At 59.2% G+C, this 17,215-nt stretch carries 19 protein-coding genes; 7 read left to right on the top strand and 12 right to left on the bottom strand.

Going from position 1 to position 17,215, the window contains the following annotated elements; genetic code table 11:
• Positions 1 to 273 precede the first annotated feature (273 nt).
• Together FHS83_RS08115 and FHS83_RS08120 are read left to right on the top strand one after the other, a co-directional pair.
• Positions 274 to 684 carry a hemerythrin domain-containing protein gene (locus FHS83_RS08115; protein ID WP_167082488.1) on the top strand — a complete coding sequence of 137 codons (411 nt, stop codon included), beginning with the start codon at positions 274 to 276 and terminating at the stop codon, positions 682 to 684.
• A 312-nt stretch (positions 685 to 996) separates the two neighbouring features.
• Positions 997 to 1,374: a DUF8058 family membrane protein gene (locus tag FHS83_RS08120; RefSeq protein WP_167082489.1), complete on the top strand. Its 378-nt coding sequence runs from the start codon at positions 997 to 999 to the stop codon at positions 1,372 to 1,374.
• Here FHS83_RS08120 and FHS83_RS08125 read toward each other — a convergent pair.
• The 5 genes from FHS83_RS08125 to FHS83_RS08145 form a co-directional block, all read right to left on the bottom strand.
• Entirely contained in the window at positions 1,340 to 2,509 is a 1,170-nt protein-coding gene (locus tag FHS83_RS08125) for a PepSY-associated TM helix domain-containing protein (protein ID WP_167082490.1), read from the bottom strand. The genes FHS83_RS08120 and FHS83_RS08125 overlap by 35 nt on opposite strands.
• Positions 2,509 to 4,587, bottom strand: a complete 2,079-nt coding sequence (locus FHS83_RS08130; protein ID WP_167082491.1) for a TonB-dependent siderophore receptor — start codon at positions 4,585 to 4,587, stop codon at positions 2,509 to 2,511. Before FHS83_RS08130 ends, FHS83_RS08125 begins: the two co-directional genes overlap by 1 nt.
• 204 nt (positions 4,588 to 4,791) lie before the next feature.
• Positions 4,792 to 4,950 carry a hybrid sensor histidine kinase/response regulator gene (locus FHS83_RS08135; RefSeq protein WP_167082492.1) on the bottom strand — a complete coding sequence of 53 codons (159 nt, stop codon included), beginning with the start codon at positions 4,948 to 4,950 and terminating at the stop codon, positions 4,792 to 4,794.
• A 107-nt stretch (positions 4,951 to 5,057) separates the two neighbouring features.
• The gene (locus tag FHS83_RS08140) at positions 5,058 to 5,921 is read right to left on the bottom strand and encodes a DUF2806 domain-containing protein (protein ID WP_167082493.1); all 864 of its coding nucleotides are present in this window, start codon (positions 5,919 to 5,921) and stop codon (positions 5,058 to 5,060) included.
• Positions 5,922 to 5,958: 37 nt separating this feature from the next.
• Complete coding sequence (locus tag FHS83_RS08145; RefSeq protein ID WP_167082494.1) at positions 5,959 to 8,064, bottom strand: PAS domain-containing sensor histidine kinase; 2,106 nt, start codon at positions 8,062 to 8,064, stop codon at positions 5,959 to 5,961.
• A 159-nt stretch (positions 8,065 to 8,223) separates the two neighbouring features.
• On the opposite strand from FHS83_RS08145, the gene FHS83_RS08150 reads away from it, so the two are divergent.
• The 3 genes from FHS83_RS08150 to FHS83_RS08160 all read left to right on the top strand — a co-directional run bounded on the left by FHS83_RS08150 (position 8,224) and on the right by FHS83_RS08160 (position 11,302).
• The gene (locus tag FHS83_RS08150; protein ID WP_167082495.1) at positions 8,224 to 9,492 is read left to right on the top strand and encodes an SGNH/GDSL hydrolase family protein; all 1,269 of its coding nucleotides are present in this window, start codon (positions 8,224 to 8,226) and stop codon (positions 9,490 to 9,492) included.
• Between the two features lie 47 nt (positions 9,493 to 9,539).
• The gene (locus FHS83_RS08155; protein WP_167082496.1) at positions 9,540 to 10,394 is read left to right on the top strand and encodes a polysaccharide deacetylase family protein; all 855 of its coding nucleotides are present in this window, start codon (positions 9,540 to 9,542) and stop codon (positions 10,392 to 10,394) included.
• 230 nt (positions 10,395 to 10,624) lie between these two features.
• Positions 10,625 to 11,302 (top strand): type 1 glutamine amidotransferase domain-containing protein, encoded by a 678-nt coding sequence (locus FHS83_RS08160; protein WP_167082497.1) that lies wholly within the window; start codon positions 10,625 to 10,627, stop codon positions 11,300 to 11,302.
• A gap of 30 nt (positions 11,303 to 11,332) precedes the next feature.
• On the opposite strand, the gene FHS83_RS08165 is transcribed toward FHS83_RS08160, so the two are convergent.
• The 7 genes from FHS83_RS08165 to flgB all read right to left on the bottom strand — a co-directional run bounded on the left by FHS83_RS08165 (position 11,333) and on the right by flgB (position 15,712).
• Entirely contained in the window at positions 11,333 to 12,295 is a 963-nt protein-coding gene (locus tag FHS83_RS08165; protein WP_167082498.1) for a nucleoside hydrolase, read from the bottom strand.
• Positions 12,296 to 12,362: 67 nt separating this feature from the next.
• Entirely contained in the window at positions 12,363 to 13,439 is a 1,077-nt protein-coding gene (flhB, locus tag FHS83_RS08170) for a flagellar biosynthesis protein FlhB (protein ID WP_167082499.1), read from the bottom strand.
• An 11-nt stretch (positions 13,440 to 13,450) separates the two neighbouring features.
• Positions 13,451 to 14,218: a flagellar biosynthetic protein FliR gene (fliR, locus tag FHS83_RS08175; protein WP_167082500.1), complete on the bottom strand. Its 768-nt coding sequence runs from the start codon at positions 14,216 to 14,218 to the stop codon at positions 13,451 to 13,453.
• 15 nt (positions 14,219 to 14,233) lie between these two features.
• Positions 14,234 to 14,497: a flagellar biosynthetic protein FliQ gene (locus tag FHS83_RS08180; RefSeq protein ID WP_167082501.1), complete on the bottom strand. Its 264-nt coding sequence runs from the start codon at positions 14,495 to 14,497 to the stop codon at positions 14,234 to 14,236.
• 11 nt (positions 14,498 to 14,508) lie between these two features.
• Complete coding sequence (gene fliE, locus FHS83_RS08185) at positions 14,509 to 14,829, bottom strand: flagellar hook-basal body complex protein FliE (protein WP_167082502.1); 321 nt, start codon at positions 14,827 to 14,829, stop codon at positions 14,509 to 14,511.
• 47 nt (positions 14,830 to 14,876) lie between these two features.
• Positions 14,877 to 15,290 carry a flagellar basal body rod protein FlgC gene (flgC, locus tag FHS83_RS08190; RefSeq protein ID WP_167082503.1) on the bottom strand — a complete coding sequence of 138 codons (414 nt, stop codon included), beginning with the start codon at positions 15,288 to 15,290 and terminating at the stop codon, positions 14,877 to 14,879.
• 11 nt (positions 15,291 to 15,301) lie between these two features.
• The gene (gene flgB, locus FHS83_RS08195; RefSeq protein WP_167082504.1) at positions 15,302 to 15,712 is read right to left on the bottom strand and encodes a flagellar basal body rod protein FlgB; all 411 of its coding nucleotides are present in this window, start codon (positions 15,710 to 15,712) and stop codon (positions 15,302 to 15,304) included.
• Positions 15,713 to 15,853: 141 nt separating this feature from the next.
• Between flgB and FHS83_RS08200 the strand changes: the two genes are divergently transcribed.
• On the top strand, positions 15,854 to 16,159 hold the full coding sequence (locus tag FHS83_RS08200; protein ID WP_167082505.1) for a FliO/MopB family protein: 306 nt from the start codon (positions 15,854 to 15,856) through the stop codon (positions 16,157 to 16,159).
• A 47-nt stretch (positions 16,160 to 16,206) separates the two neighbouring features.
• Positions 16,207 to 16,962: a flagellar type III secretion system pore protein FliP gene (fliP, locus tag FHS83_RS08205; protein WP_167085346.1), complete on the top strand. Its 756-nt coding sequence runs from the start codon at positions 16,207 to 16,209 to the stop codon at positions 16,960 to 16,962.
• The last annotated feature ends 253 nt before the right edge of the window (positions 16,963 to 17,215 follow it).

Here is a 17,215-nt window from a genome sequence, read left to right on the forward strand (position 1 = left end):
CCGTTCCAGTTGGAACAAAACTGGACCATGAAACCAGATTCTGGGCTCTTTTCAGCTTCAGATAGCAGCCCCGCAGGCGCGCGCGGCGGGGGCTGTGCAGAGTGATTCCAGAGGCCCTAAAAGCTGTTCTCCGAGAGGGTGTTAGCCCCCGACTCAAGGCTCCTGCCGGGAGGAAAATACCTAGGCTTCGGATGGCCCTTTGGCTCCATTTTGTAAGAGGTGGGAAAGGGGCGGCGCCTATCGTCGAGTGCGGTTTTCCAAGGACATCCGCGCATGGTCATCGATTTTTCCGGTCTCATTCTGGGCGTGGAGATGATGGACGCGGAGCATCGCAAGCTTGCCGAGCTTTTTGATGCTTTCGAACAGTGTTTCCACGAAAGGTCGGTCGAGCAAAAGGCCGAATGGGTCATCACCGAAGCGCTCACCCTCGCCAATTTGCATTTCGAGCATGAGGAAGAAGAGATGGAGAGAAGCGCCTTTCCCTTCACTGCGGAGCACAAGTTCCAGCACCGCAATATGCGCCTGCAGTTCACCACGCTGATGGCCGATACGCTGGCCCATGCCAAGGCGCACGATCCGGTCACGCTGGAGCACCTCGATATCATGCGCCAGCTCATCAAGGATCACATTCTGGGCCCGGACGCTGCGCTGGCCGCCTATTTAAAGAAGCGCCAGGCCGCTTGAGAAGGGCGCCCTGTTGGGCTCGGGCTTTTATGGCGGGCTTGAGGCACATCCTCGGGCCCCGCCGCGCCCTAGCGCCTGCTGCGAAAACCTAAGGCCGAGAAAAAATTATTTCCCGGAATGGCTTAGTGCGCGGATCGCGTCCCGGGATCATGGTTAGCGCTGATCTGCGGCATTAAGGCCTTCGGCAATTCAGGCCAAAACCCGTCCAAGGCGAAATCGAATACCTTCAAATGGCTGCAATCGCGCATGATCGCGCCCTGCTCACGCCACAGGGGTGCGACATCAGCACTCGCGCAACGCGGGAGCTGGTAGATGCGCAACATCGTCTCTGTCTATTCGGTGACCATGGGCCTTGCCATGGGCGTGTTCTGGTCGGTTTTGTGGGCGATGTCGCTGCTGCCGGATATGAGCGCAAAGCCGATGGAGCTGGTGACGACCCTGACCGCGCAATTCACCACCGCGCTGCTTTTGATCGTGTCCGGCATCGGCATGTGGTTTTCGGGCCGTTGGGCGCTGCGCCTCAACATGTTCGCCTCGGGCATGCTGGTCTACAGCCTGATCCAGCAGCCCGGCTATTATCTGGAGCGCCACGCCATGACGTTTGTGGTGCTCTTTGCGGTGACCTTTGTGATCACCGTGCTTCTCTCCCCCGCCTTCAAACCGAGTCTTGATGTCGAGTGCGAGTCGTAACTTTGCTCCGGCGCGCGGCACGTTTTTTGAGCCAGATCACGATTCCCGTGACAGACAGCATCGCCACCGCCAGCCCCGTCAGGCAAACCAGGATACGTCCCGGCCAGCCTAAGATGCGTCCTGTGTGAAGCTGATACTGCATGCCGGCGTAAATGTCGGCGGCGCGGCCTTTGCCAGCCTCTTGGGCAAGGATCAGCTTGCCGCTGCGGTCATCGAAATAAAGGTAGGATAGGCCAAAGCCATCCATGCCCTTATCGCCCCTGTTGCCATAGCCGACACCGATGCTGCCATGCTCGGGTTCGGCAAAAACCCATTGCGGCACGAACTCGCCTTGCACCTTCTGGCGGCCAAGACGCAGCGCATCATCAAAAGATAGCAGCGGAGTATGAGCGGCGGTGCTCGGGGGACGAAGGTCGTGCAAGCCGGGCGAAAGCGTCGTGACGCTTTTCAGAAGGGGGCGGAAAACTTGTTCGGGAAGATTAAGCGCCACGCCGCTTGTCGCCAGAACCAAGAGCACGCCCCAGAGCCACAAGCCGCCAGCGCGATGCAGATCGACATTCAAGCGATAGGCGCCCGCGCCGCGCTTGATCGACCAGGAGGTCTTCCATTTTTTCCAAAAGGGCTTCGCGCGCGGCAGTGTCAGCACAAAAGCGGTAAAGCAATCGAGCGTCCAAAGGCAGCCGATAATGCCCATCAGCCAAATGCCGATCACGCCTGGCAATTTCAGCGTGTAGTGAAACAGATAGAGCATCGGCATCAGGGCGGCGCGGCTAACCCCGGCCTCGCCCCATAAGCGCTTGCCCAGTACCTTGCCGGTAGCGGGGTCTGCAAAAACCTGATTATAGGAAAGCGCATTGCCGCGCCCGATCACCCAAATCTCGCTCGCACGGCCGCGTGGCGGCAGCGACAGCATGGTGACTTTGCTGCCCGGCAATTGCGCCTCCGCGGTCGCCGCTAAGTGCGAGGGCGAAAGAGGTGCGGATTGGGTTACGGGCACCTTGAATAGGTCCGGATTCAAGGCACGATCGAGCTCCTGATAGAACACGATCACGCTGCCGCTGAGGCCTGCCAGCGCGAGAAAGATCGCGATGGCAAGCCCCACATATCGGTGCAAAAAAGTAAATGCGGCGCGCATCAGAGCCGGTAAGAGAGGCGGGCTTCGATGCTGCGCGTGGCCCCCGGCTGGACATAGACGTCGTTATAGGAGCCGGAGAAATAGCGTTCGTTGAAGAGATTCTTGAAGGAAAGCTGCAGTGTGGCATCACCGTAATCATAGGCGATACCTGCATTGGCCAGTGTGTAAGAGGGCAGGCGGAAAGTATTGGGCAGATCGCCCGCCATGCTCGAATAGTAATAGACCCCGCCATTGACCGAGAGCCCATTCAGCGCGCCATCAAAGGCATAGCGCGACCACAGCCCGATGCTGTTCTTAGGCACATTGGAAAGCTGATCGCCCACCGGATAGGTATTGTCTTCGATCACCACCGCATCGGTATAGGCATAGGTGAAAATCGCCTGCCAGTTTTCCACGATGTTGAAGCGGCTGTCGAATTCAAAGCCGCGGCTGCGTTGTTTGCCGCTCTGGATGCTGGAGAAGGGATGGGTGGGATCCGAGGTCGCCACATTGTTGCGGGTGAGGTAATAGAGCGAGGCGGAAAGATCGATATGCCCATCGAGCAAGCTCGCCTTAACGCCGGTTTCCCATTGCCGTCCGGTTTCCGGCTTCAAGGGCTCGCCTGAGAAGAGCGTCCCGCTTTGCGGCAGGAAGGATTCGCTATAGCTCGCGAACAGTACTGCGTCCGGCATCACCGCATAGGTCAGCCCTAAGCGCGGCGTATAGGCGACATCGGTCTTATCGGCGCCGCCGCTGATCGAATGCGCATCGTCCCAACGCAGAGAGGCGGTCAGGGTGAAATCGCCATACGTGATATGGTCCTGCACATAGGTGCCAAGTGTGTTGAGGCTTTCGTGGGCGGAAGCGAAGCTCTTATAGACCGGCATCGGCTTGTGATAGGTGGGGTGGAAAAGATCGATCACCACATAGGAATTGGGATCTGCGTAATCGATCTGGCCGGAATGCGAATGGGAATGGGTGATGGCATAATCGGTGCCGATCATCACCTGATGGCGCAAGGGGCCGGTGGTGAAATCGGCCGATAACGACGTATCGGTCGTGATCATCGTGCCGAAGCTGTCATAGTCATAAGGGTACTGAGAAAGCGCCAGCGTCGAGCCGGTGTCGACCAGCGATGAGGTATAGAGAATTTTGTTCCAGCGCTGATCGTTGACCGTGTAGCGCAGGCGATGGTTGAGGGTAAAAACATCGTTGAAGCGGTGGCTCGCCTGATAGCCAAGCTGGGTGCGGTTGACCCAGGAGTGGTTATCGTCGCCGAGATTACCGGTATAGGTTTTGAGCGAATAGGTGCCGTATTTCGACGGCGTGATGGTGCCGAGCGCGGTCAGCGGCATCACCATGTTGAACTTGTCGTGCTGATAGGAAGAGAGCAGCGTCACGCTGGTATCGGCATCGATATCCCAGGTGACCGAGGGCGCCACATAGATGCGGTTGTCGCCACTGGAATGATCGGCGAAGCTGCCCGCCTGGCGCCAGGTCGCCACCAGCCTTGCAGCGACATCGCCTGTGATCGGCCGGTTGCCGTCCAGCGACAGCTCATAACTGTCGAAAGAACCGTAGGCCGCGCTGACATTCAGAAAAGCGTCGCGGGTCGGCCGCTTGCTGACGAAATTCACGAGACCGCCCAGCGCACCCTGGCCATAAAGGGCAGAGGCGGGACCCTTCACCACCTGGATCTGTTCCAGCCCCGAGATTTCGGCATTCACGTCGACATAGGAGTCGAGCCGCATACCATCGAGATAGATGAAGCCCGAGGCGTCGAAGCCGCGAATGCGGAAATAATCATAGGACTGGTAATAGCCCCCGCCCATCACACCGGCGACATTGCGCAAGGCTTCGTCCAGCCGGGTCACATTCTGGCTGGCGAGGAGGTCGGCGGAGAGGATTTGGATGTTCTGCGGCGTCTCCAGAAGCGGGGTATGGCCTTTCACATCCAGATTGATGGACTGGCCGGTGACCGTGACCGTCTCAACGCCTTCGGTTTTTGCCGCTCCTTCGGCGTTTGCCGCCACCGCGCAAATCCCCGCCGCCATGACAGCAGCCAATGCTGTGTTCCCGCGAATGTGACGCTTTATCATTTTACCCCTCTAAAAGTTCCTACTAAGAATTACTCTCAATAGGCTCATAAGAGGTAATGCGAGTGTTTCGCAAGTAAGAACCCGTGTCCGCGACGATTTCAGAAATTCTTCATTGCGGCCAGGAGTTTACGCTCTCAACCGATGTGCAAGCGCGTGCCTGCTACACACCGGTAGTTGCGAATCGTTTTCAAATTTATCGGGCTACTACTTCTTCGTCGTCGGCGCGCCTGACAGCACTTCTTTCACCTTGGCGGCAAGCTGTTTCAGGCCAAAAGGCTTGGGCAGGAAGTGGAGGTCTTCGGCCTTCTCGTCATTGCGCCGGAAAGCTTCTTCGGCATAGCCCGACATGAAGATCACCTGCATATCGAACCCGATGGCTGGAGAACTTCAACGCTCTTCACGCGGATAATCCGGCTGAATCCTAATGAGGCGGTGACGTGAATAATGCAGCTTCTATCAAAATAGCTTGTTCAAGGAATGGTCGAGTCCCCGGTTATGGCCGGGAAACCACGGGCGCCCCACACTGCAAGAACGTGTTCGAAATAGGCTTCGTTTTTTTCTGCAACACAGATGGTGGCGAGTTCTGATCCTGCCCGGGTAAACATCGCTTCGCCAACTTCTAGAGGCTGAGAGCCGGGATTGGCAATTTTCACTCGTTCACCGAAATAACTAGCATCTATCGTGGTTGACTGCTCTGTCAGTAAGAAGTTTGCATTTGGCGAATGCCGTAGCAATCCGATCGCATCGAGATGTTCCAATAGCGAAAAATGAATTCCCTGGTCTGCATAAACTTGACGGTTGTCCTCGCTAAAAATGACTGGAATCTTTGAAGGAATGTCCCAACAAAAAGAGCAGAATTTTGTAAATAGCCTCGCGTCGCGTTTGTCCATGCTTGCGACAATTTCGATTGTTCGTCTACTGAAAGAGTTTTGGGTGTTCGCTTCATCAGCCAAGATCTTGGCCCACAACATTTGCATCTCGTCGTCGGAAAATAATCGAGCCCGATCGAAGAGATATGTAAGCCAATCCTTTTCTATCTGATCAGGTTTGGCGTCTTCTTTGAGTAGTGGAAGGGCTTTGGCAGTGATGTTCTCTATATTTTCTTGCTTCTGAGCCTCTTCTCGGAACATGCGCTCCATTGCACGCCGCTCGAGGTCGGAGATTTCGATGCGCGCTTCGGCGCGAATAATTTCCGCTTTGGCTTCCGCTTTGGCGACGCTAATAATCTGCCCAGGACGTGCTATCCCTCCGACAGCGTCTGAAATCTTTTCGATTAGAGTCGTCACGGGCTTGGATAAATCGCCGAAATTTATGAGCGAATTGCCCCCCGACATTGTGCATCCCCTTTTCGACTGACTTCGAGCTCAGCCCCTACTTCTTCGTCGCCGGCGCGCCTGACAGCACTTCTTTCACCTTGGCGGCAAGCTGTTTCAGGCCAAAAGGCTTGGGCAGGAAGTGGAGGTCTTCGGCCTTCTCGTCATTGCGCCGGAAAGCTTCTTCGGCATAGCCCGACATGAAGATCACCTGCATATCGGGGCGGATGCGTTTGACCTGACGCACCAGGGTTGGGCCATCCATGTTCGGCATCACCACGTCGGTGATCACGAGATGGATCGGCGCCTTGCCGTCCTTCACATGTTCCAGCGCTTCTTCGCCGCCGGAGGCCTCGATCACATTATAGCCGCGCATCCGAAGCGCCCGGGCCGCGAAGCTGCGCACCGCTTCTTCGTCTTCCACCAGCAGGATGGTGTCCTGGCCGGTGACATCGCGCGGCGCCGATTTTTCCTGTTCCTGCACCACCGTGACGGACTCGATGTGGTGTCGCGGCAGATAAACTCGGAAAGTCGTGCCGCGCCCCATCTCCGAATCCACCGTGATGAAGCCGCCCGATTGCTTGACGATGCCATAAACGGTGGCGAGCCCCAGCCCCGTGCCCTGGCCGACCGGCTTGGTGGTGAAGAAGGGGTCGAAAATCTTGCCCAAAATTTCCTGCGGAATGCCGGTGCCGGTATCGGCGACATCGATGCGGACATATTCGCCCGCGGGCATGATGGCGGTGCCGAGCGCCGAGGCATTGGCCGTCGTTTCATTGGCCGTGCGGATGGTCACCGTGCCGCCATTGGGCATGGCGTCGCGCGCATTAACGACGAGATTGATGATGGCGTTGGAAATCTGCGCCTCATCGGCATGCACCGGCCAAAGCTCGCTGCCATGCTCGAGTTTGAGGTCAATGCCTTCGCGCAAAAGGCGGCGCAGCATCAGGGCAAGCTCGCCCACCACATCGCGCACGGCCAGAACTTTCGGCTGCATGGTCTGCTTGCGGCTGAAGGCCAGCAGCTGGCCCACAAGGGTCGCGGCGCGCAAGGCGTTCTGATGGATTTCGTTGATCTCTTTGAAAGAGGGATCGCCTGCCTGATGGCGCATCAGCAAGAATTCGGAATTGCCGATGATGACGGTCAGAAGGTTGTTGAAGTCATGCGCCACCCCGCCGGCGAGCTGGCCGACGGCCTGCATCTTCTGGCTTTGGGCGAATTTGACTTCGAGCGCCTTCTGCTCAGAGACGTCGAGGAGATAAAGCACCGCCTTGCCGCCCGGCATGGGGCTGGCAAAGACTTCCGCCATCCGTTCGGTGCCGCCGCTGGCGCGCACTTCCACAGAGGCGAGGTTGGATTCGCCGCGCGCCGCCTTGGCGACCAGATCGAGCGCCCGGGGCCGGTCGCCCACTTCCACAAGCTCGCCCAAAGAACGGCCCGCCACCGCGGCGGCGAAGAAAGAGCGGAAAGCGGAATTTGCCTCGGTCAGGGTACCATCCGCATCGGCAAAGGCGATGCCCATCGGGGCGTCGCGGATGACATCGCCGGGGGCTTCAATGGGTTTCGCTTCGGCAGAAGGGGCCGGCACGGCGATGCCGGGGGCTGGGCTGGCGGTGCGGGCGCCGGGGGCAAGGCGCGGGGTGAACCACCACACCGAATGGGCATCCGCCATCGGGCGGACAGCGGCCACGATTTCGAGCCCCGGCGCGACCGGGAAAGTCTCTTCGCGGGGTTGGCCCTCGGCTGCGGCTTTGGTCAGGCGATAGAGCACAGCGGCAGAGGCTTCACCGGCCAGCGCCAATTCGGGCGGGGCGGCGGCATCGCCATCAGCACCTGCCATGCGCCGGTAGGTATCGTTGCACTCGGTCACCGCGCCATCTTCGCCGGTAATGGCCCAGGCGACATTGGATTTGGCGGCGGCTTCCGCCAGACGGCGCACATCGGCTCCGGAAAGCCATTTTTTTTGCCACAGGCCAAAGAGCACCAAACTCGCCACTCCCCCGATGCCGAGAAGCAGGGCGGCGCCCGCCCATTGCGCGTCTTGCGGCGCGGCCACGGCCAATAAAGCAGCGGCAAAGGCCAGAACGGTGAACGCCACCGCAGCCCAGCGCCAATTGCCGCCCGGCACGCTCAGCGTAATGTCCTTCAAGCCGCCAACCGCCATGTGATTCGAACCTCTTGCGACACTAGAACTTTTTTTCGCTCTTTCGAAAGTTACCATGGCCGGAGGCGGCTCGCGATTGCGCCTGGGCGCCCTCGGATTATAAGTCTGGTACCGATAACAGATACCGCGAAACAGCGGCCCCACGGGCGGAAGACAGATATGCGCAAGACCTTGGCTTTGATGCTTTTGACTGGAACGGCCCTGACCAGTGCGGTCGCTGCCGCGCCCAAAGCCCAAGAGCCCAAAGCCCAAGAGCAATGGGTCACGAGCTGGGCCACCTCTCAGATGATCGCCGTGGGCGACAATATCCTGCCCGCCGCCGATCTGACCGGTGCCACCTTGCGCCAGTCCGTGCGGCTTTCGACCGGCGGCAAGGCTTTCCGTCTGGTGCTGTCGAACGCTTTCGGGTCCGCGCCGCTGCATCTTCCTGCCGTCCATGTCGCCAAGTCCTTGCCGGGCGGCGGCATCGATCCTTCCAGCGACCACGTTTTGACCTTTGGCGGCCATGGCGATGTCACCATCCCGGCAGGTGCGGCTTATGTCTCCGATCCGGTGGCGATGCCGGTTGGCCCGCTTTCCGATATCGCGATTTCCATCCGCTACGACGCGGCGCCTGCGATTGAGACCAGCCATCCCGGATCGCGCCAGACGTCTTATGTGCTCCCTGGCGACCACCTCTCCGATGCGGTGGTGACCGGGGCCAAGACGGTGGACCACTGGTACCAGATCGACCGCATCGAGGTGCTCGCCCCCGCCAAAACCAAAGCCGTGGTGGCGCTGGGCGATTCCATCACCGATGGGCGCGGCTCGACCACCAATGGCAATGACCGCTGGACCAATGTGATGGCCGCGGCCTTCCAGGCCCAGAATGCCACCCGCCATCTTGGCGTCTTGAATTCCGGTATTGGCGGCAATTGTGTGCTCACCCAATGCCTTGGCCCGGCGGCGCTGGCACGGCTGGAGCGCGAGGTGTTTTCCCCGCCCGGCGTGGAGAGCGTGATCGTTTATGAAGGCGTTAATGACCTTGGCGGCCTTACCCGCGAAAAGCCCGCCACGCCCGAAGAGCATGCCGCGCTTGTCGCTCGCCTCATTTCCGGCTTCACCCAAATTGCGGAGCGCGCCCATGCCCATGGGCTGAAGGCCTATATCGCCACCATCCTGCCTTATGGCACCAATGCCTATTACCATCCTGATGCCGCCAACGAGGCGGATCGGGCGGCGGTGAATGGCTGGATCAAGAGCCAGAAACTCTTCGATGGGGTGATCGATTTCGACGCCGTGATGCGCGATCCGTCCCATCCCGCCAACCTCAATCCGGCCTATGATACCGGCGATGGCTTGCATCCCAACGCTTCTGGCTATCAAGTCATGGGGACTTTCGCGGCCAAGGCTCTGGCGGCGAAGACGACGAAGGGCAAAACCAAATGACGATCCGCGCGCTCGCTTTAGCCGCCGTCTTTTTATCGGGGGCTGCCATGGCCGAGCCGCGCGTCGTTCTGACCTTCGATGATCTGCCAGTGCATGGCGTTCTGCCCGCAGGCTTTACCCGCATGGGAATCGCCAAAGAGCTCACCGATGCCTTAACCGCGGGCGGCATTCCGCCGACGGTCGGCTTCGTCAATGGCGTGGGCGCGGTGAATGAGCCCGCCTCAGCACCGGTCCTGAAGCTGTGGGTGGAGAGCGGCAATTTCCTCGGCAATCACACCTGGAGCCATCCCGGACTTTCCAATACCCCGACGGCGAGTTTCGAAACCAATACCAACCGCAACGAAGAGACGCTGCGCCAATATGCTGGTACCAGCGATTGGCATTGGTTCCGCTATCCCTTTGTCGACGAAGGCAAGGATGAAGCCCAGCGGGCGGAGTTCCGGGCGTTTCTCGCCAAATCCGGCTACAAGATCGGCACGGTCACGACCGGGCTGAACGATTGGGACTACCCTAGCGTCTATGCCCGCTGCCTCGCCAAATCGGACGGCGCAGCGATCGCCAAGCTGGAAGCGATGTATCTTGCCCGCGCTGAAGAGGGGCTCGCCTATTCGCGCAAGCTTTCTGCCGCGCTTTATGGCCACGACATCCCCTACATCATGCTGCTGCATATCGGCTCGTTCCAGGCCCATATGCTGCCCAAGGTAATCGCGCGCTATAAGGAGCTGGGCGTCAGCTTCATCAGCCTGCAAGAAGCGATGACCGATCCGCATTACGCCGCTTACGCCGATCCCTCATTGCCCGCCCCGCCGCGCGGGCTTGAGCAAGCGCTCGCCGCCAAGAATATCCCCGTCCCGCAAGGCCCCGACAATCACATGGCTGAGCTCGAGGCGATGTGTAAGTAATCCCGCCGCTACGTATCCTGGCGCGAAGGCTTGTGTGCCACACGTCCGAACATATGGGCACGCGCATTAAGTCCGTGATTTCGCGGCCCCGTCTTGAACAGGGCCGTTGCGCTCTTATATCGCCCTAATCGAAGTGCTTTACTGCCGCCCGCCGCTGCGCTGCTGGAATGCGCCGGCCGCCCGCCTCGTGGTGATGTGCTCCCCATCCATCGCATCATGCGGAGAGATTCATGAAAGTCCTGATCGTCCTGACATCGCACGACACGCTCGGCACCACCGGCAAAAAGACCGGCTTCTGGCTCGAGGAGTTTGCCGCTCCCTACTACACCTTCAAAGATGCGGGGGCTGAGATCACGCTGGCCTCTCCCAAAGGCGGCCAGCCGCCACTTGATCCCAAAAGCGATCTTCCCGACTTTCAAACCGAGCTGACGCATCGCTTTAAAGCCGATCCCGAAGCCCAGCGCGCACTCGCCAACACGGTGCTTTTGGAGGGTGTGAAGGCGGAAGATTTCGACACCGTGTTTTATCCCGGTGGCCACGGCCCGCTCTGGGATCTTGCCGAATCCGCCCAATCCATCGCGCTGATCGAGGCGTTTGAACGCTCCGGCAAGCCCATCGGATTTGTCTGCCACGCGCCGGGCGTGTTGCGCCTTGTGAAAGCGGCCAACGGCGCGCCTTTGGTTAAAGGGCGCAAAGTGACCGGTTTCACCAACAGCGAAGAGGCCGCGGTGGAATTGACCGATGTCGTGCCTTTCCTCATCGAAGACGAGTTCAAGTCTCTCGGCGGACTTTATGAAAAAGGCCCGGATTGGCAGCCTTATCTGGTGGAAGATGGAAAACTCATCACCGGCCAGAATCCGGCGAGCTCCGAAGCGGTCGCCAAAGCCTTGATCAAACAGCTTTCGTAAGCGCGGAAGGCGCGGGGTTTCCCACGCCTTTTATTTTAGCGCCTGCTTCAGCACTTTGCGGAAGAGGGCGCCGTCGGCTTTTTTGATCACGCGTGCATTCGCGGCTTTAGCCTTGCCGAGCGCCGGGTCGGCGACTTCTTGTTTGGGCACTTGCGCATGACTCACGCTGGAATAGGCGCGGGTCAGGCGTGAGGCGGTTTCGATTTCCACCAGGCAGTCTTCGCTTTCCTGCACAATGCCGGGCACCAGGGCGCAAGCAGTCGTGAGCGCGTCGGGATGCACCGTGCCGCCATGGCCGTAATGGGCCTGGCTGAAGGCGACCGCGGCCTCGTTGACCTTGGTGAAGAAGGCGGACTTTTCGCTGCCATAGCTCGCTACTTCGGCGAGATCGTCTTCGCCCATCCAGCTCGATTCCAAGGTCAGCGTCCAGGTCACGAGCGAGATGTTGAACCCGGCATTGAACACCATCGCGGCGGCTTCGGGATCGACATAGAAATTATATTCGGCGGCGGGCGTGACATTGCCGACGCCATTATCCGTGCCGCCCATGATCCAGAGATGTTTGAGGGCGCTCACGATGCGCGGCTCCATGGCCGAGGCGACTGCGATATTGGTCAGGGGCGCCTGCGCGATGATGCTGATCTCGCCGGGGTTGGACATGATGAGGTCGATCATCGCCTCCACCGCATGGCGTTTTTCGGGGCGCTGGCGGGTTTTGGCGTAGTGGGCGCCGCTCATGCCGTCTTCGCCGAAGACGTAAGCGGCATCGACATGATCGCGCAAAAGCGGTTTGGGGCAGCCGGGATAAACCGGCACCTTGCCGCCAAGGCCCACAACATCCAGCGTTTTCAGCGCATTCTCGATTTGCTGGCTAAAAGCGATGTTACCATTGCAGATGGTGATGGCTTCGATGGTCACATCCGGCTGCGCGGCGGCGACCATAATAGAGAAACAATCATCGCCCGCCGTATCGGTATCAATCAGAAGTCGCATCGCCAAAGCCGTTATGTAACGCGGGCCGCACCCTGCCGCAGCAGGGCGGTGAAGGCAACGCCGGCGGCTAATTCGCCCTGATTTTCCCGGTCAGCTTCATGACATAGGAGATGACCTGGGCCACGGCCTTATAATGGTCGGAGGGGATGGGGTCGTCCACCTCGATCGTGGCGTAGAGCGCGCGGGCGAGCGGCGGATTTTCCACAATGGGAACTTCATGCTGCTTGGCCACTTCGCGGATACGCAAGGCGAGCGCGTCGGTGCCCTTGGCGACGCAGACCGGCGCCTGGGTCTTGCCGGATTCATAGTACAGCGCCACCGCAAAATGGGTCGGGTTGGTGATGACCACGGTGGCTTTCGGCACGGCGGCGATCATGCGGCGCTTGGCTTTCTCCATCCGCATCTGTTTGAGCTTGCCTTTGACATGCGGATCGCCTTCGGTCTGTTTGAATTCTTCCTTGATCTCCTGCTTCGACATGCGGTTACGCTTCATGAACTGCATGTATTGGTAGAGATAGTCGACGCCTGCGATCAGCAGCATGGAGCAGAGTGTCGCCAGCATCACCTTGAAAAAAAGATGGCTCATATCGCCCGCCACCGCGCCCGGCGATTGAGTCAGGCTGGCTTCCACCAGCGCTCGCTCCGGCCAGACCTGAAACCAGATCGCGGCGCCGACAATGGCGATCTTGAGGATGCCCTTGATGATGTTCACCAAGCCCTCTTTACCGAACATGCGGCCAAATCCGCTGATCGGGTTCAGCTTGTTGAGGTTGGGCTTGAGCTTTTCAAAGCTGAAGGTCGGGCGATGCTGCAGGACGTTGGCGACAATGCCCGAGAGCATCATGAAGCCGAGCATGGGGCCGATGATGATCAAAAGCTTCATCAGAAGCATGCCCATCAGGATCTTTAGCGAGGCGCCATCGGTGCCAATTTGATCGGGTTCGGCGATGAAGGTACGAAAGAGCTTGCTGAGCTCGATCGAGGCGTTTTGTGCGAACATCGCCACCGACAAAGTGCCGCCCAAAAGCAGGATCAGGGTCGTCACTTCGGCGCTTTGGATCACATCGCCATGTTCGCGCGCCTGATCTAACCGCTTCTGTGTCGGCTCTTCGGTTTGCTGTTCCTCGTCGCGATCATCGGCCACGGCTTATTCCTTCAGAGAAACGCCGCCATTTGCTGGCCGTAGAAGTTGAGAAAGATGGTCATCATGGTGCCGATGATGAGGGTCAGCATCACGAAACCGACGAGAATGTTGAACGGCGTGGCGATGAAGAAGACCTGAAGCTGCGGCTGCATGCGGGCCAGAACGCCAAAGCCCGCATTGACCGCAAAGCCGAAGACGATAAAGGGCGCCGACAATTGAAAGCCGAGCGCGAAGGACCCGGAAACGAGCCGGATCGCAAGTTCGGCCATGTCGGCGGTGGGAAGCGCCGAGCCCGGCGGAATGAGATGATAAGAGCCCGCCACCGCGCCGATGGCGAGGTGATGCAGATTGGCCGAGAAGATCAGCACCACCGCAAGCATGGAGAGGAAGTTGCCGATCACTGCGCCCTGCTGGCCATGGCTGGTGGGGTCGAGGGATTCGGCGAAGGAAAGCCCCATCTGGTTGGCGATCATGGAGCCGGCGATATTGATCGAGCTCATGATGATGCGCGCCAGTGTGCCGATCAGAACACCTGCGGTGACTTCCATGCCGATCATCACGGCCAGGGCGATCGCGGTTTTCGGGGCTGCGGCGGGATAGGCAGCAGAGACCGTCGGCGCCATCGCCATGGTCACGGCCAAGGCCAGCATCAGGCGCACGCGTGAGGGTACGTTGATGTCGCCGATGGGCGGAAGCAGCATCAGCATCGCGCCGCAGCGCGAAAATACGAGGAGATAGACGAGCACCGCCCCGGACAACGCTGGCAGGGTGATGTGCATCGTTAAGGTTACCTATCAATAGGCCGCGATACGCTGCGTGATGTCGTTGAAGAGGCCGCTCATCGCCGAGCCGCAGAGCGGCAGCGAGATCAGCAGCACCACGAACACCGCAATGATCTTGGGCACGAAGGTAAGGGTGGCTTCCTGGATCTGGGTCAAGGCTTGCAACAAGCCGATGGCAAGGCCCACCACCAGCGCCGTCAACATGGTCGGCATGATGACCTGGAGCAGCACATAGATGGAGGAACGGGCAAAATCGATGGCTTCTGGGCCGGACATGGCAAAGGACCTTAAATCGGCATGTTCATGATGGATTGATACGCGGCGACGACCTTGTCGCGCACCGCCACGACGGTATCGAGGGTGATCTCGGCCTGGTTCACGGCGTTGACCACATCGACGATATCGGCTTTGCCGGCGACGCCGGCGCCAGCCATTTTCTCGCCCTGCTTCATCGTGTCGATGGAGCTTTTGAGGGCGTCGGAAAGAAAATCGCCAAAGCCGCCGGCACCTGTTTGTGCGGCAGAAGCGACATCGCCAGCGCCCCCGACGGAGCCCATCTTGGCAATGGACTGATAGGCGGCGGCAGCGGCAGCAGGAAGGACAGCCATCTTGGGCTCCTCGTTTTAAGGATCGGCGCTCACTTCTTGAGCCGGGCTTACTTCTTCAAGAGATCGATCGTGCGCGACATCATCGCTTTGGTCGCATCCATCACCGACAGATCGGCTTCATAGGATTTTTGCGCCTCGCGCATGTCCATCATTTCAATCAGGCTGTTGACGTTCGGCATCTTCACATAGCCTTTGGCGTCGGCTTGCGGATTGCCGGGATCGTATTGCAGGCGGAAATCGCTCTGATCGGCCATCGGCTTTCCGGCCTTGACCATGGTGGCGTTGAGCTCGCGGTCGAAATTTGTGGTGACCGTCGGGATCTTGCGGCGATAGGGATCGGCGCCGGGTGTGGCGGCCGCCGAATTCGCATTGGCGATGTTTTCGGCGATTGTCTTCATGCGCTCTGATTGCGCCTGAAGGCCGGATGCGGCCACCGCCATGGATGTGGTGAAATCCACCATCGGTTAACTCCTTATCCGCCGCCTCTGCCAATGGCGGTCTTCATCATGCCGATCGCCTTGGCATAGATATTGGTTGCTGCCTGGTATTGCGCCTGGGTGTCGGCGACCTTGATCATTTCGGATTCCAGCGAAACCGAATTGCCGTTGGGGGCCGCGGCGACATCGCGATGTTCTTCGACCTTGAACGCCGTGTTATCGCGATGCAGCGCGATATGGCGCGGATCAGTGACCATCAGACCCGAAGAGGAATTCTTCTGCGTCGAGCGCAGTGTTTCCTCGAAATTCATCGGCTTGAGATCGCGCGCGTTATAACCGGGCACATCGGAGCTGGCGACGTTCTGCGCCAGAACCTCCTGGCGCTTGGAGAGCCAGGACATCCGGTTTTTCAGCATCGACATCAATGGAATGTCGTCAACTTGCATGGCGCGCGAGCGGGTCCCTATTTCAGGGCCCTATGCTGGGGCCAATCTCTTAAGCCGTGCTTAACACAACGGGAAAATCCTGCCGGGCAAATTATTCCTCCGGTTAACCCATGATTAAGCATGTGCGCGTCTTATGAAGGCATGGATGTGCTCGACTTTGCCCGCTACTTCGCGGCTTTGCTTCTGGTTCTCGGCCTGATCGGGGCGGCGGGACTGGCCACGCGCAAGTTCGGTGTCCCCGGCCTTGCAAAGCCAAATGCGACACGTCGCCTTCATATCGTGGAAACCTTGATGTTATCTCCCCGTCAGCGCCTGGCGATCATTCGCCGCGATGGGGTCGAACATCTCCTCATGATCACGCCCACCGGGGCCACGGTGATCGAGGCCGGAATCGTCCCGCCCGCGACATCTGAAAAGGCCGGTGAAAAGGCCGGAGAGCCGGTATGACTCTGCGCCGCGTCCTTCTTATTGGCAGTCTGGTCGCGGCGGCTCTGATGCTGCCCGGCATGGCGGAAGCTGCACCGCGCGCAGCGGCTGCTGCGGCGGCCTCCTCCGGGGCGGCGGCAGGCGGGCTTTCCATCGATCTTTCTGGCGGCGGGATTTTCACCGACCGCATGATGCAGATCATCGGCCTCATCACCATTTTGAGCGTGGCGCCGTCCATCCTCATCATGATGACGAGCTTTGTGCGCATCGTCGTCGTCTTGTCGCTCTTACGCACTGCGCTTGGCCTTTCCACCAGCCCGCCCAACGCGGTCCTGGTTTCGCTGGCGATGTTCCTCACCCTCTTTGTGATGACGCCGACGCTGAAAGATGCCTATGCCGCGGGTGTCGAGCCCTTGATGAACAATCAGATCACCACCACAGACGCGCTTGATCGCGCCTCGGTGCCAATGAAGAAATTCATGCTGGCCCATGTGCGCCAAGCCGACCTCAAACTCTTTATGGATATGAGCGGCAAGAAAGACCTGCCAAAAACGCCCGCGGCGCTGCCCATCACCACGCTGGCGCCCGCCTTCATGATCTCCGAATTGAAGCGCGCGTTTGAAATCGGCTTTCTGGTCTTTATCCCCTTCCTCATCATCGACATGGCCGTGGCCTCGATCCTGATGAGCATGGGCATGATGATGTTGCCGCCGGTGATCATCTCCTTGCCCTTCAAGCTGATCTTCTTTGTGTTGGTCGATGGCTGGCGCCTGATCGCGGGTTCGCTGGTGGAAAGCTATATGCACGGCCCGCCGCCTGGTTGAGGTTGTCTCTATCACAGATTGTGCGTCAGGGCGCCGCCTTGCCGGTTTGGGCGTTACACGGCGTAATCCGCGCCGACACAAATGGCCGGCAGCGCCGCCAAAGAAGCGCCGCCCTGGTTTGTGAGAAAAACATAAGACTTAAAGCCCGCTGAACCCCCCATCGTTCGGCTGGCAAAGCAGGGCCCCACGGGATTCCCAGATTCCGGGGCCCTTTTCTTTTTGTGGCGTGTTTTCATTTTCGCTTGCCCTGGGT

It is taken from the genome of Rhizomicrobium palustre (assembly GCF_011761565.1).
GTDB lineage: Bacteria > Pseudomonadota > Alphaproteobacteria > Micropepsales > Micropepsaceae > Rhizomicrobium > Rhizomicrobium palustre.